The following is a 13,814-nucleotide window of genomic DNA, read 5'->3' on the forward strand; positions in this document are numbered from 1 at the left end:
GTCCTGGGCCGGCTGGCTCAGCCGTTCTTGATGCGGTTGGTGAGCTCGGTGACCTGGTTGTAGATCGAGCGCCGTTCCGCCATCAGCGCGCGGATCTTGCGGTCCGCGTGCATGACGGTGGTGTGGTCGCGGCCGCCGAACTGGGCCCCGATCTTGGGCAGGGAGAGATCCGTGAGCTCCCGGCACAGGTACATGGCGATCTGCCGGGCGGTGACCAGGACCCGGCTGCGCGAGGAGCCGCACAGGTCGTCCACGGTGAGCCCGAAGTAGTCGGCGGTGGCGGCCATGATGTCCGAGGCGGTGATCTCGGGCGCGCTGTCCTCGCCGCCCGGGATCAGGTTCTTGAGCACGTCCTCCGTCAGACCGAGGTCCACCGGCTGCCGGTTGAGGCTCGCGAAGGCCGTGACGCGGATCAGCGCTCCTTCCAGCTCGCGGATGTTGCGCGAGATGCGGGAGGCGATGAACTCCAGTACTTCCGGCGGGGCGTTGAGCTGCTCCTGGACCGCCTTCTTGCGCAGGATCGCGATGCGGGTCTCCAGCTCGGGCGGCTGGACGTCGGTGATCAGGCCCCACTCGAAGCGGTTGCGGAGCCGGTCCTCCAGGGTGACGAGCTGCTTGGGCGGCCGGTCGGAGGACAGCACGATCTGCTTGTTGGCGTTGTGGAGGGTGTTGAAGGTGTGGAAGAACTCCTCCTGCGTCGACTCCTTGCTCGCGAGGAACTGGATGTCGTCGACGAGGAGGATGTCCATCTCGCGGTACCGCTTGCGGAACGCGTCGCCCTTGCCGTCGCGGATCGAGTTGATGAACTCGTTCGTGAACTCCTCCGAGCTCACGTAGCGCACCCGGGTGCCCGGGTAGAGGCTGCGCGCGTAGTGGCCGATGGCGTGCAGCAGGTGCGTCTTGCCGAGGCCGGACTCCCCGTAGATGAAGAGGGGGTTGTACGCCTTGGCGGGCGCCTCGGCGACGGCCACCGCCGCGGCGTGCGCGAACCGGTTCGAGGCGCCGATGACGAAGGTGTCGAAGAGGTACTTGGGGTTCAGCCGGGCGGTCGGCTCCAGCGGGCCCGAGGTCGAGCCGCCGGACGGCGCCGAGGGGGCCGGGCGGTTGGGCGCCGGCCGGGGGGAGGGCTGTTCGTACTGGTGCTGCTGGTGCTGGTGCTGCTGGTTCTCGTACGGGGACTGCTCGTACTGCTGCTGCTCGAAGGAACCCTGCTCGTAGCCACCGGGCTCGGACTGCTGGAGGTAGCCGGGCTGCGGGGAGGCGTAGGGGTCGCGCTCCGGGAAGCCGCCGAGCCGGGGCTGCTGCCAGCCGTAGTCGTCCTGCTGGCCGCCGCGGGGCCAGGAGCCGGGCTCGGGGCGCTGCTGCTGGTAGTCCGGGTAGGCGGGGCGGGCGGTGGGGAGCCGCTCGTCGTCGGAGTTGCCCGGGCCGGTGTGACCGCCGGGCCGCTGGCCGCCGTACGGCTCGTAGGAGTCGCGCTGCTGCGCGGAGGAGGGGGGCGGTGCCGGCTCGCCGGCGGAGTCGTCCACGGTGATGGCGATCCGGATGGGGCGGCCGCACTCGCGGCTGAGCGCGTCGCTGATGAGGGGGGCGAGCCTGCCTTCGAGGACGCGCTTGCCCCATTCATTGGGGACGGCGAGCAGAGCGGTGTCCGCGACGAGGGCCAGGGGCTGACAGCGCTCGACCCACTGCTTGTCCTTGGGCTCGATGCCCGGCTGTCCCTCCCCCAGGAGCACGTCGAGCACGCGTGGCCACACTGCGGCAAGATCGGCAGGTACGTCAGCCACAGAGCACGCTCTCTCACAGGTCCCGGTTCCACGAATGTGTGGTTCTTTGGGACGGTCGGGACAAAAAATCCGGGATCAGACAACGGTAGTCAGGCCGGTGGGTGCGGTTCAAGTCGTTGTCCACAGCCTGTGCACAGTGTGCGGCAGCCGGGGCTCGGTTTGACCGGATGGCGTAGCCGCGCGTACCGTAACGAGGTCGAGTTGTCGATGGCTGCTGCCGCCTGCCTACCGATGGGCGAAGATCACCGGTTGTGATCATGTAGCGGTGCCACTCGGGCGAACACGCGAGTTTCCTTCGTGGGCGCACGGTGACAGCCAGGCGATGTCCCGCCACAACGATTCATTCTCTGGAGCCCCCGAGTGAGCAAGCGCACCTTCCAGCCGAACAACCGCCGTCGTGCCAAGACCCACGGCTTCCGCCTGCGGATGCGTACCCGCGCCGGTCGCGCCATCCTGGCGAACCGCCGCAGCAAGGGCCGCGCCGCCCTTTCCGCGTAACACGCGCAGGTCGTGACGTCGTGCTGTCTCCCGAAAATCGGCTGAGGCGGCGCGAGGACTTCGCGAGCGCGGTACGACGAGGGCGGCGGGCCGGACGCCCGCTCCTCGTCGTCCACCTACGTACAAGCGGTGCAACGGACCCGCACGAGCCGGGGGAGATCGATCCCTCGACGCGTGCGGGTTTCGTCGTCAGCAAGGCTGTCGGCAACGCCGTCGTACGGAACCGGGTCAAGCGCCGTCTGCGCCATCTCGTACGGGACCGGCTGTCCCTGCTGCCCGCCGGTAGCCTGGTGGTGGTGCGGGCTTTGCCCGGTGCGGGTGACGCCGGCCTCGACGAGCTGGCCCGTGACCTGGACGCCGCTGTACAGCGGCTCCTGGGAGGCGTGGCTCGATGAAGTACCCGCTGCTCGCTTTGATCAAGCTGTACCAGTGGACGATCAGTCCGCTGCTCGGGCCGGTGTGCCGCTACTACCCCTCGTGTTCGCACTACGGGTACACGGCCATCGACCGGCATGGTGCGGTGAAGGGGACGGTTCTTACCGCCTGGCGGATCCTGCGGTGCAATCCGTGGACCCCGGGCGGTGTGGATCATGTCCCACCCCGGAAACGCCCGCGTTGGCACGAGCAGCTGCGCAGTGCGTTGCGTAGATCTCGCAATGCTCAAGGAGCCTGATTAGTGGACACGATTGCCAGTCTGTTCAGTTTCATCACCACACCCGTCTCGTGGGTCATCGTCCAGTTCCACTCGCTGTACGGCGCGATCTTCGGCCCGGACAGCGGATGGGCCTGGGGTCTGTCCATCGTGTCCCTGGTGGTATTGATCCGTATCTGCCTGATCCCGCTCTTCGTGAAGCAGATCAAGGCGACGCGTGGCATGCAGGCGCTCCAGCCGAAGATGAAGGCGATCCAGGAGCGCTACAAGAACGACAAGCAGCGTCAGTCCGAAGAGATGATGAAGCTGTACAAGGAGACGGGTACCAACCCGCTCTCCTCGTGCCTTCCCATCCTGGCGCAGTCGCCGTTCTTCTTCGCGCTGTACCACGTGCTCTCGGCCATCGCCAATGGGAAGACCATCGGCGTCATCAACCAGTCGCTGCTGGAGAGCGCGCGTCAGGCGCACATCTTCGGTGCTCCGCTGGCTGCGAAGTTCACGGACAGCTCGGAGAAGGTCGCCGCGCTCGGCGCCTCCCTGACCGACGTCCGCATCGTGACCGCAGTCATGATCGTCATGATGTCGCTGTCGCAGTTCTACACCCAGCGTCAGCTGATGCAGAAGAACGTCGACCTTTCGGTCAAGACGCCGTTCATGCAGCAGCAGAAGATGCTGATGTACATCTTCCCGCTGATCTTCGCCTTCATGGGTATCAACTTCCCCGTCGGTGTCCTCGTCTACTGGCTGACCACGAACGTGTGGACCATGGGCCAGCAGATGTACGTGATCAACCAGAACCCGACGCCGGGAAGCAAGGCCCAGGACCAGTACCTGACCCGCCTGCTCAAGCACGTCAGCACGCACGGTGAGCTCAAGGGCCGGGGCAAGAAGAAGATCGTCGCGGCGATCGTGGCCAAGGGCCCGGACCGCAACGACAACGAGCGCAAGTTCATCACCTCGCTGACCAAGCAGGGCATGGCCGCGCAGCCGGACGGCTCCGTGATCAGGAGCGCCGAGGCCACGGCCGACGCGGATGCGGCGAGCGGCGGTGTCGCCACCAAGCGGCAGCAGCCGAAGCGGCAGACGAAGGCGAAGCGCCAGACGCCTCCCAGCAAGCCCACCAAGAAGTAAGCCCTCCAAGAAGCAAGAAGGAGCCCCTCCCGTGACGGAAGGCACCACCACCGCCGCCGCTGAGGGCGGCGACACCTTGACCCGCCTCGAGCAGGAGGGCGAGATCGCGGCCGACTACCTTGAGGGCCTGCTGGACATCGCCGACCTGGACGGGGACATCGACATGGACGTCGAGGCCGACCGGGCCGCGGTGTCGATCGTCAGCGACTCCGGCCGCGACCTGCAGAAGCTCGTGGGCCGTGACGGAGAGGTCCTGGAGGCTCTGCAGGAGCTGACGCGCCTCGCCGTGCACCGGGAGACCGGTGACCGCAGCCGGCTGATGCTGGACATCGCCGGGTTCCGCGCCAAGAAGCGTGAGGAGCTGGCGGCGCTGGGCGCCCAGGCGGCTGCTGACGTGAAGGCCTCGGGTGAGCCGCTCAAGCTGGCGCCGATGACGCCGTTCGAGCGGAAGGTCGTCCACGACGCCGTGGCGGCCGCCGGTCTCAAGAGCGAGTCGGAGGGCGAGGAGCCGCAGCGCTTCGTCGTCGTGCTCCCGGCCTGACCGGAAAACGTGTGGTCGGCCCCGCCTGTCTCGCAGGCGGGGCCGATGTTTGTAAGCCTGGCAGTGCCCGTTGTGTGAAGAGTGAGTTCTGTACGGAAGGACGGTCCCCGTGACGGAGGCAGCAGAGCTTCCCCCGGCGCCTGAAGAGGCGCGCGCGGTATTCGGCGAGTTTTTCCCGGAAGCCGTGCGGTACGCGGAGCTGCTGGCGGACGCGGGGGTCAAGCGCGGTCTGATCGGTCCGCGTGAGGTACCCCGGCTCTGGGAGAGGCACCTGCTGAACTGCGCGGTGCTGTCCGAGGCGGTGCCCGAAGACGTCTCGGTGTGCGATGTGGGCTCGGGGGCCGGCCTGCCGGGCATCCCGCTGGCTCTGGTGCGCAGGGACCTCAAGATCACCTTGCTGGAGCCGCTGCTCCGGCGGACCAACTTCCTCCAGGAAGCGGTGGAGCTGCTGGGCCTGGACCATGTCACAGTGATGCGCGGTCGGGCCGAAGAGGTGCTCGGCAAGCTCCAGCCCGTGCATGTGGTGACGGCGCGTGCGGTGGCGCCGCTGGACCGGCTGGCCGGCTGGGGCGTGCCGCTGCTGCGTCCTTACGGGGAGATGCTGGCACTCAAGGGCGACACGGCCGATGAGGAGCTGGTGGCGGCCAGGGCGGCGCTGACCAAGCTGGGTGTGGTGAAGACCTCGGTGCTCCAGGTCGGGGAGGGTGTCGTGGACCCCCTGACGACGGTCGTGCGCGTCGAGGTGGGCGAGAGCCCCGGCGGAGTGCGGTTCGCGGCCAAGCGGGCGAAGGCCGCCCGAGTGGGGCGGACCCGGCGCCGCCGCTGAGGATCCGCCCTTTGGGCCCGGCTCGCGTCGTTTCAGGCGTGTTGGGCCCTATAGGTATGGATTTCGGAGTGTCGGAGCGGGCGGAAGTCCGTATCCGGGCATCGTGTTTCACGTGAAACGTCGCTCCCTGCTGCACGGAATCATCAGCCGCGGTCGTGCGGCCGCGTCCCCCCGCCCGCGTGACGGCGTGGGGGTGACGGAGTTGTCCACATCGGTGGATTCATCCACAGGAGTTCGGGCCCCGCTGGTTCGTGACCCCGGGGACATGGCAGGCTCTGTTCATCGCGAGCCTGATGTCGAGGAGAGTGACACCGTGCGGTCCGACGCCAACCTCGCGGGGCCGATGGCCGACCCGGTCCCCGGTCCCCGCTCTGAATCGCCGGGCGAGGATGTCTCTTACCCAGCCACCGCTGGGGGAGAAGCACCGCCTCCGCCCCTTGTGGACAATGACGACACCCCTATCGGCCGAGCCGCCCAGATGGCGGTGGACACCCTGGGACGTACGGGTGAACCGCTGCCGCGGCCGGCTCAGACCCGCATCATGGTGGTCGCCAACCAGAAGGGCGGCGTCGGCAAGACCACGACGACCGTGAACCTGGCCGCCTCCTTGGCGCTGCACGGGGCCAAGGTCCTGGTGATCGACCTCGACCCGCAGGGCAACGCCTCGACGGCACTCGGCATCGACCACCACGCGGACGTGCCCTCCATCTACGACGTCCTCGTGGACAGCCGGCCGCTGCTGGAGGTGGTCCAGCCGGTGGTGGACGTGGAGGGTCTGTTCTGCGCCCCGGCCACGATCGATCTGGCGGGCGCGGAGATCGAGCTGGTCTCGCTGGTGGCGCGGGAGAGCCGGCTCCAGCGGGCGATCCAGGCGTACGAGCAGCCGCTCGACTACATCCTGATCGACTGCCCGCCGTCACTGGGGCTGCTCACGGTGAACGCGCTGGTGGCGGGCGCGGAGGTGCTGATCCCGATCCAGTGCGAGTACTACGCGCTGGAGGGGCTGGGTCAGCTGCTGCGCAACGTCGACCTGGTGCGGTCCCACCTGAACCAGGCGTTGCACGTGTCGACCATCCTGTTGACGATGTACGACGGCAGGACGCGGCTGGCCTCGCAGGTGGCGGAGGAGGTCCGCACGCACTTCGGCAAGGAGGTGCTGCGGACGAGCATCCCGCGGTCGGTGCGCATCTCGGAGGCGCCGAGCTACGGGCAGACGGTGCTCACATATGACCCGGGTTCCAGCGGCTCCCTCTCCTATCTGGAAGCGGCGCGGGAGATCGCGCTGCGGGGGGTCGGAATCCATTACGACGCCCGGCACGCCCATCTGGGGGCCGGCACGAACAGCACGCAGAGTATGGCGGAGGGGATCCAGTGAGTGAGCGACGTAGGGGGCTGGGGCGGGGGCTCGGCGCGCTGATTCCCACCGCCTCCCAGGAGAAGACGCCCGCGGTGGGTGCCGGGTCGACGTCACCGTCGGCGGTGCCGGTACTGACCTCCGAGCGCGGTATCGCCGCGGCGAAGCTGGCAGCGCTGGCACAGGCCGATGGTTCGCCGGAGGTACCCCCGGCGCCGGCCGGCGGGGAAAGGCTGTCGGCGCTCACGTCGGTGGGAGTGCCGGAGCCGGCGGCCGAAGAAGTGGCGGGGGCGACGTTCGCGGAGCTCCCGATGGACGCGATCACGCCGAACCCGCGGCAGCCGCGTGAGGTGTTCGACGAGGACGCGCTGGCGGAGCTGGTGACCTCCATCAAGGAGGTGGGTCTGCTCCAGCCGGTCGTGGTGCGGCAGTCCGGGCCGGGCCGCTATGAGCTGATCATGGGTGAACGGCGCTGGCGGGCGTGCCGGGAGGCCGGGCTGGACCGGATCCCCGCGATCATCCGGGCGACGGACGACGAGAAGCTGTTGCTGGACGCCCTCTTGGAGAACCTGCACCGGGCGCAGCTCAACCCGTTGGAGGAGGCCGCCGCCTACGACCAGCTGTTGCAGGACTTCCACTGCACTCATGACCAGCTGGCCGACCGGATCGGGCGATCGCGTCCGCAGGTCTCGAACACACTGCGACTGCTCAGGCTGTCCGCCCCGGTGCAGCGCCGGGTGGCCGCGGGCGTGCTCTCGGCAGGTCACGCACGGGCGCTGCTGTCGGTGGAGGACTCCGAGGCGCAGGACCGGCTGGCGCACCGGATCGTCGCCGAGGGTCTGTCGGTGCGTGCGGTCGAGGAGATCGTGTCACTGATGGCCTCGGAACCGGAGAGCCCGGTGAAGCCGAAGGGCCCGCGGGCGGGTGCCCGGGTGGCTCCGGCCCTCAGTGAGCTGGCGACGCGGCTCTCGGACCGGTTCGAGACGCGGGTGAAGGTGGACCTCGGTCAGAAGAAGGGCAAGATCACCGTCGAGTTCGCCTCGATGGAGGATCTGGAGCGGATTCTGGGCACGCTGGCGCCGGGCGAGGGCCGGGTGCTGGAACAGGGTCTGGCCGGGGAGTAACCGGGGAGTCCTGCCTGAATATCGGGAGGCGAGTCGTACCGCGCGGGCCGGTACGGCTCGCCTCTTTGTCGTAGCGGATACGATGCGTGTATGGGTCGTCGGTTGGTACCGCTCACGCTGGACAACCTCCAGGACCTGCCCCGGCGTTGCCGGACCTGTGTGTTCTGGGAGCTGGATCCGGTCAGTGGTGAGGCCGCCGTGAAGGCGGGAACTGCGGAACTGGAGAAAGAGGCGTGGATCTCCGCCGTCCTGTTGGAGTGGGGATCGTGCGGCCGCGTCGTCTATGTGGACGATGTCCCCGTGGGCTTCGTCCTGTACGCGCCGCCGGCCTATGTGCCGCGTGCGACGGCGTTCCCGACGAGCCCGGTCTCGCCTGACGCGGTCCAGCTCATCACGGCGTGGATCATGCCGGGTTATCAGGGGCAGGGCCTGGGTCGGGTGATGGTCCAGACGGTGGCGAAGGACCTGCTGCGCCGCGGCTTCCGGGCGATCGAGGCGTTCGGCGACGTCCGATGGGAGCGCCCGGCCTGTCTGCTTCCCGCGGACCATCTGCTGTCGGTGGGCTTCAAGACGGTACGGCCGCATCCGGTGCACCCCCGCCTCCGGCTGGAACTGCGCTCGACGCTGTCCTGGAAGGAAGACGTGGAACTCGCCCTGGACCGCCTGCTCGGCGGGGCACGGGCACGCAAGGAGCCGGCGCTGCGCCCGCTGTGAACGGCAGGGGCCGATATGCGAACGGGGCCGCTCCCAGTGGAGCGGCCCCGTTTCACGTGAAACATCAGACATGTTTCACGTGAAACATCGCATCAGGCGGTCTTGGCCGTGACGAAGGGGTCCAGGTCACGCAGGATGGCGGCCTTCGGCTTGGCACCGACGATGGTCTTGACGACCTCGCCGCCCTGGTAGACGTTCAGCGTCGGGATGGACATGACGCCGTACTTGGCGGCCGTGGCCGGGTTCTCGTCGATGTTGAGCTTGACGATCTCGATCTGGTCGCCGTACTCGGCCGCGATGGCCTCCAGGGACGGGGCGATCTGGCGGCACGGGCCGCACCACGCGGCCCAGAAGTCAACCAGGACGGGCTTGTCGGCGGCGAGGACGTCGGCGTCGAAGCTGGAGTCGGTAACGTTCTTGAGGGTGCCGGCCACAGCGGCCTCCTTCTTCCTGCGGGGTGTGGGTGAGGGGGTGGGGGTGGTGCGGGGTCAGACGGTCGCGTGCGCCTGCTCGGCGTCCGCGAGGGCGGCGAGGTAACGCTCCGCGTCGAGGGCTGCGGAGCAGCCCGTGCCGGCGGCGGTGATCGCCTGACGGTAGGTGTGGTCCACGACGTCACCCGCACCGAAGACACCGGTGAGGTTGGTACGCGTGGACGGGGCCTCGACCTTGAGGTAACCCTCGTCGTCCAGGTCCAGCTGGCCGGTGAAGAGCTCGGTCCGCGGGTCGTGTCCGACCGCGATGAAGAGACCGGTCACGGGCAGCTCGGACGTCTCGCCGGTCTTGGTGTTGCGCAGAGTGAGACCGGAGAGCTTCTGCTCGCCGTGGATCTCGGCGACCTCGCTGTCCCAGGCGAACGAGATCTTCGGGTCGGCGAAGGCGCGGTCCTGCATGGCCTTGGACGCGCGCAGGCTGTCGCGGCGGTGGACGATGGTGACCGACTTGGCGAACCGGGAGAGGAAGGTCGCTTCCTCCATCGCCGTGTCGCCGCCGCCGACCACGGCGATGTCCTGGTCCTTGAAGAAGAACCCGTCACAGGTGGCGCACCAGGAGACGCCGCGGCCGGAGAGTGCGTCCTCGTTGGGCAGACCGAGCTTGCGGTGCTGGGAACCGGTGGTCACGATCACGGCCTTGGCGCGGTGCACGGTGCCGGCGGTGTCGGTGACGGTCTTGATCTCACCGGTGAGGTCCACGGCCACGACGTCGTCGGGGACCAGTTCGGCGCCGAAGCGCTCTGCCTGGCCACGCATGTTGTCCATGAGGTCAGGACCCATGATGCCGTCCCGGAACCCGGGGAAGTTCTCGACCTCGGTGGTGTTCATCAGCGCACCGCCGGCGGTGACGGCACCCTCGAAGACGAGGGGGTTGAGCGAAGCGCGTGCGGTGTACAGGGCGGCCGTGTAACCGGCCGGCCCGGAGCCGATGATGATCACGTTTCGGACGTCGCTCACGGGTTCGTTCCTCGTCTCTGCGGACTGCGTGCTGCCTACCGGGGGGCCGGTGTGGACTCTCACCCCACCCAACGGATCCTACGACGCGTGCATTCCCGGCCCGGCCCGGATTGGACGCGAACGGGTCAGGGACGGGCGTACGTACCGGTGAGCAGTGGCTTGGCCGGGGCCGTGGAGGGGCTGTTGGCGCAGCCGCTCGCGACGACGTAGGCGTCCACTCGGGCGGCGTCGCCGGGATGCGGAAGGACGACGAGGAAGACGTCGGTGCCCTGGTAGCTGCCTTGTTCGGCGGCGACCGGGGCGTCGGGGCGGCCGGTGGCCTGCTGGACGCAGGGCGGGACGAAAGGGGCCTGACGGTCGCCGGGAACGGCGTTGGGGGCCACGTTGGGGTCGGTCTTTGGGGAGGCGTTCTGCATCCCCAAGGTGTTGTTCCTTTCCTCCGGCCTGCTCTGCGCCTTCGGGCCGGAAGCGAGCAGGTGCTGCACGCTGCCCCGCAGCCCCTGGGCGGTGTACGAGCCGTCGGAGGTGTGCGGGCTCGGCGTGGCTGAGATCCCGGTGCGGGCTGCGGTGTCGTGGGAGGAGCTCGTGTCCAGGGCACCGGACAGGAAGAGGCCCAGTACGCAGGCGGAGGCCCCCGCGAGGCCGGCGAGGACCGCGATCCGCCGCCGGGCCCGGCGACGGCCCGGTCCGGTTGGGCCGGCCGGGTGACCGGCGGGCCGGGGCCGTGCGGCCGATGGTGTTTCACGTGAAACATCGGAGTCCGGGGCTGCGGGAGCCGGCTCGGTGCGCCGGGAGGTGGAGTCCAGCAGCGCTTCGGCGGCGAGGGCGGCGTCGATACGGCCCGCGATATCGGAGGGCATCCGGCTCGGCCCGGGGAGGGTGCCGAGCAGGGCGCGGATCTCCTCGAGGGAGGCGAGGACATCGGCGCACAGGGGGCAGTCGCCGAGGTGGCTTCGTACGGCGGCGCTACGGGCGGGTGAGAGCAGCCCTTCGGTCAGGTCGGAGATCTCCGCGACGTCCGGGTGCCGGATCGTGCCGGTCGTGCCGGTTGTGGGGCTCACGGTCGTCCACCTCCGCCCTTCACTGCGTCTGGGTCCGGCTGCCTGGGTTCTGCCGCTGGTGGGACGGGTGACCCCGGCGTCCGGTTCCTTCCCCGCCCGGCGGCGGTGTTATCCGCGGCATTCGAGCGCAGATGAGTGAGCAGCGGGAGCAGTTTCGCCCGGCCCCGCGCACACCTGCTCTTGACCGTACCGACGGCGACATCGAGGACGCGGGCGGCTTCGGCGACGGGATATCCCTGCATGTCGACCAGGACGAGCGCGGCCCGCTGCTCGGCCGGGAGCGTGCTGAGGGCCGCCAGCAGCTGCCGGTGGAGGTCCTGGCGCTCCGCGGGGGCCTCGGCGGACTCGTGGGGCTCCAGGAGCAGCTCCAGCCGGTCGGTGTCGTCGAGGGGTGCCGTCTTGCGGGAGGCCGCCTTGCGGGCCCGGTCGAGGCAGGCGTTGACGGTGATCCGGTGCAGCCAGGTGGTGACGGCGGAGTCACCGCGGAACGTGTGCGCGGCCCGGTAGGCGGAGACGAGCGCGTCCTGCACGGCGTCGGCGGCCTCTTCCCGGTCCCCGAGCGTGCGCAGCGCCACGGCCCACAACCGGTCGCGGTGCCGCCGCACGAGCTCCCCGAAGGCATCGGGATCCCCTGCGACGTGCAGCGCCAGCAGCTCTTGGTCCCTGGTCCGCTCGGGGTCGTCAGCCGCAGGCTTCATGTTCCCCTCCTGGTGGGCGCCGTGCGAGATATTCAAGCGGGCGAGCAGCCGTTGCGATACGCCCTGGTACCGAACGGGACTGGGAGGGGGCGCCCTCACAGTCCCGTTCGCTGCGATGTCCGGTTTCAGGAGCTGCCGGGTCCGGAGATCGCGACGTTGGTGACGGCCTGCTTGTAGCCGGCGCCGCTGTACTCGTAGGGCCCTGAATTCGGCATGGCGGTGATCCACAGGAGCACGTAGCGCGTCTTCACCGGGGTCTGCGCGGTGAGGTCGAGCTGGGTGCCGGACGTCGTGGCGCCGGCGATCTTGTGCATGGCGCTGAGCGGCGTCGACGAGGACATGTTCGGTGCCGCGTAGATGGCGGCGGTGGTGTGGTCGCCGCCGAACTTGAACGCTATCGAGGCCGCGCTGACCTCCTGCTCGGAGCCGAGGTCGTAGACGAGGCCGACGCCTGCCTTGTAGGCGCCCATGTCGGGGCCGTCGCTGTACGCCTTGGTCCGCCAGTACGAGGAACGATCGCCGTCGTAGGTCTTCGCGGCGCTTTCCGCGTTCTGGGGGGTCCCGTCCGGGTAGTACTCCTCGGCGTTCTTGATCTGCAGCGGGACCGGGTCGGGGTTCTTCTTCGTGTCCTCGGTCTCGGCGGACTGCGAAGCGCGGGGGCTGCCCCCGTTGCCGCCCTGATTGCCGTGGTCCAGAAGGGTGTCGGCGAGCTGCCAGCTGCCGAGACCGAGGGCGGCGATGAGCAGCGCGGCGACACCCCACTTGAGGGCGCGGCCCGTACGGCTCTGCAACGGGGGCGGCGGCGGGACGGCGAGGCTCTGCACGGTGGACAGGCCGGACGCCGGGTGCCGGCCGTAACTGCCCTGTTGGTAGGTGGTGTGCTGGTACTCCGGCGGGGCGGTGAAGGCGGGCTCCGGCGGCCGGATGCGGGGCATCGCGGCGACGGCCTTGGCCAGCTCCTCCGGAGTGGTGCAGGCCGGCTCCTGCCGGGAGGCGGTGGCCCCGTCGTTGGCCAGCGCGCGCATGGCCAGCTCGCCCAGACCCCGGTGCACCCCGGCGCGTACCTGGTCCGGGGCGATCAGGCCGACGCCCTTGGGCAGGCCGGTGAGGCCGTAGGCGTCCGTCTCGTAGGGCCAGCGCTGGGTCAGGGCGGCGTACAGCAGGGCGCCGATCGCCTCGGTGTCGGCCTGCTGCGGGGTGTCGCTGGTGATGCCGCGCAGGGCGGCGTTCACGGCGAGGCCGCGGATGCGGTACTGGCCGGTGGAGGTGCGCAGTATCGCGCTGGGCGTCAGGCGCAGGTGCGCGAGGCCTTCGCGGTGGGCCGCGGCCATGGCCTGCGACACCTGGCTGACGAGCTGGTACGCCTCGTGGGCCTCCAGGGGGCCCAAGGAGAGGATCGCGGTGAGTTCGGTGGCGTCGGGCAGCCACTCGTGCACGACGTAGACGAGGTCGTTCTCTTCCACGGCGTCGAGGACCTGGACGAACCGTGGGTCACCGAGCAGTGCGGAGGAGCGGGCCGCTGCCAGGACGGCCCGGGACCGGGGATGGTCGGCCGGAAGCAGATGGACGCCGACGGCGCGACGCAGCTTCTCGTCCATCGCACGCCAGCTGCTGAATCCGTCCAGACGGGTGACGCACTCCTCGAGGCGGTAGCGTCTGGCCAGTTTGTGGCCGCTGTGCAGTTCGGGCGCTGCCACGGGCGCAACTGTTCTGCGTTCGCCATCCGCTTCGCGCATGGATCCGTCCGCGGCTCGGTCGTTCTGGGTGTCCACCCCGTCGGCCGTGGCCTTGACCGCTTTCGCGGTCAGCGGCTCATCGCCGCTGTTGTCGGCCACGTCGACGGCAGCCGTGCTACGTTCCGCCACCGTCGTCCCTGCCTCCCCATCCGTTGCGCGCTGTTGGCCAGTCTGCGAAGCCATGCCAATTGTGCCCACAGTCCGGCGCTCCGCACGACACGCGAAGGAGGGTTGGACCGCGGGAGGG

Annotated in this window: 15 protein-coding genes; 9 read left to right on the top strand and 6 right to left on the bottom strand. The window is 69.4% G+C overall.

The window, feature by feature from the left end; all coding sequences use genetic code 11:
* Positions 1–17 precede the first annotated feature (17 nt).
* Complete coding sequence (gene dnaA, locus ACZ4M3_RS10215; protein ID WP_467731148.1) at positions 18–1,784, bottom strand: chromosomal replication initiator protein DnaA; 1,767 nt, start codon at positions 1,782–1,784, stop codon at positions 18–20.
* A gap of 360 nt (positions 1,785–2,144) precedes the next feature.
* Here dnaA and rpmH point away from each other — a divergent pair, with 360 nt between their 5' ends.
* The 9 genes from rpmH (at position 2,145) to ACZ4M3_RS10260 (ending at position 8,624) form a co-directional block, all read left to right on the top strand.
* A complete protein-coding gene (gene rpmH / locus ACZ4M3_RS10220) occupies positions 2,145–2,282 on the top strand; it encodes a 50S ribosomal protein L34 (RefSeq protein WP_018547628.1) in 138 nt (45 codons plus the stop codon).
* 20 nt (positions 2,283–2,302) lie between these two features.
* Positions 2,303–2,677, top strand: coding sequence for a ribonuclease P protein component (gene rnpA / locus ACZ4M3_RS10225; RefSeq protein WP_453355384.1), 375 nt, complete (start codon positions 2,303–2,305; stop codon positions 2,675–2,677).
* Entirely contained in the window at positions 2,674–2,955 is a 282-nt protein-coding gene (yidD, locus tag ACZ4M3_RS10230) for a membrane protein insertion efficiency factor YidD (RefSeq protein WP_389661417.1), read from the top strand. Before rnpA ends, yidD begins: the two co-directional genes overlap by 4 nt.
* Positions 2,956–2,958: 3 nt before the next feature.
* Positions 2,959–4,065 (top strand): membrane protein insertase YidC, encoded by a 1,107-nt coding sequence (gene yidC / locus ACZ4M3_RS10235; protein WP_453355383.1) that lies wholly within the window; start codon positions 2,959–2,961, stop codon positions 4,063–4,065.
* Positions 4,066–4,096: 31 nt separating this feature from the next.
* A complete protein-coding gene (locus tag ACZ4M3_RS10240; RefSeq protein WP_453408665.1) occupies positions 4,097–4,606 on the top strand; it encodes a Jag family protein in 510 nt (169 codons plus the stop codon).
* Positions 4,607–4,715: 109 nt separating this feature from the next.
* Positions 4,716–5,432: a 16S rRNA (guanine(527)-N(7))-methyltransferase RsmG gene (gene rsmG, locus ACZ4M3_RS10245; RefSeq protein WP_467731149.1), complete on the top strand. Its 717-nt coding sequence runs from the start codon at positions 4,716–4,718 to the stop codon at positions 5,430–5,432.
* A gap of 265 nt (positions 5,433–5,697) precedes the next feature.
* A complete protein-coding gene (locus ACZ4M3_RS10250; protein WP_467731150.1) occupies positions 5,698–6,807 on the top strand; it encodes a ParA family protein in 1,110 nt (369 codons plus the stop codon).
* Positions 6,804–7,910, top strand: coding sequence for a ParB/RepB/Spo0J family partition protein (locus ACZ4M3_RS10255; RefSeq protein ID WP_467731151.1), 1,107 nt, complete (start codon positions 6,804–6,806; stop codon positions 7,908–7,910). The genes ACZ4M3_RS10250 and ACZ4M3_RS10255 overlap by 4 nt, the downstream gene beginning before the upstream one ends.
* 90 nt (positions 7,911–8,000) lie before the next feature.
* A complete protein-coding gene (locus tag ACZ4M3_RS10260) occupies positions 8,001–8,624 on the top strand; it encodes a GNAT family N-acetyltransferase (protein WP_467731152.1) in 624 nt (207 codons plus the stop codon).
* Between the two features lie 92 nt (positions 8,625–8,716).
* On the opposite strand, the gene trxA is transcribed toward ACZ4M3_RS10260, so the two are convergent.
* The 5 genes from trxA to ACZ4M3_RS10285 all read right to left on the bottom strand — a co-directional run bounded on the left by trxA (position 8,717) and on the right by ACZ4M3_RS10285 (position 13,696).
* Positions 8,717–9,058, bottom strand: coding sequence for a thioredoxin (gene trxA / locus ACZ4M3_RS10265; protein WP_467731153.1), 342 nt, complete (start codon positions 9,056–9,058; stop codon positions 8,717–8,719).
* Positions 9,059–9,112: 54 nt separating this feature from the next.
* A complete protein-coding gene (gene trxB / locus ACZ4M3_RS10270; protein WP_467731154.1) occupies positions 9,113–10,072 on the bottom strand; it encodes a thioredoxin-disulfide reductase in 960 nt (319 codons plus the stop codon).
* A gap of 125 nt (positions 10,073–10,197) precedes the next feature.
* Entirely contained in the window at positions 10,198–11,133 is a 936-nt protein-coding gene (locus ACZ4M3_RS10275) for an anti-sigma factor family protein (RefSeq protein WP_467731155.1), read from the bottom strand.
* A complete protein-coding gene (gene sigM, locus ACZ4M3_RS10280) occupies positions 11,130–11,831 on the bottom strand; it encodes an RNA polymerase sigma factor SigM (RefSeq protein ID WP_467731156.1) in 702 nt (233 codons plus the stop codon). The genes ACZ4M3_RS10275 and sigM overlap by 4 nt, the downstream gene beginning before the upstream one ends.
* A 125-nt stretch (positions 11,832–11,956) precedes the next feature.
* Positions 11,957–13,696, bottom strand: a complete 1,740-nt coding sequence (locus ACZ4M3_RS10285; protein ID WP_467731157.1) for a protein kinase family protein — start codon at positions 13,694–13,696, stop codon at positions 11,957–11,959.
* Positions 13,697–13,814: the final 118 nt, after the last annotated feature.

The sequence above is a fragment of the Streptomyces sp. NPDC026522 genome (assembly GCF_055567555.1).

What these genes read in the sequence shown, in the direction of transcription:
- yidD (WP_389661417.1), top strand. Translation starts at nt 2,674, where the DNA reads ATGAAGTACCCGCTGCTCGCTTTGATCAAGCTGTACCAGTGGACGATC.
- ACZ4M3_RS10250 (WP_467731150.1), top strand. Translation starts at nt 5,698, where the DNA reads ATGGCAGGCTCTGTTCATCGCGAGCCTGATGTCGAGGAGAGTGACACC.
- ACZ4M3_RS10260 (WP_467731152.1), top strand. Translation starts at nt 8,001, where the DNA reads ATGGGTCGTCGGTTGGTACCGCTCACGCTGGACAACCTCCAGGACCTG.
- sigM (WP_467731156.1), bottom strand. Translation starts at nt 11,831, where the DNA reads ATGAAGCCTGCGGCTGACGACCCCGAGCGGACCAGGGACCAAGAGCTG.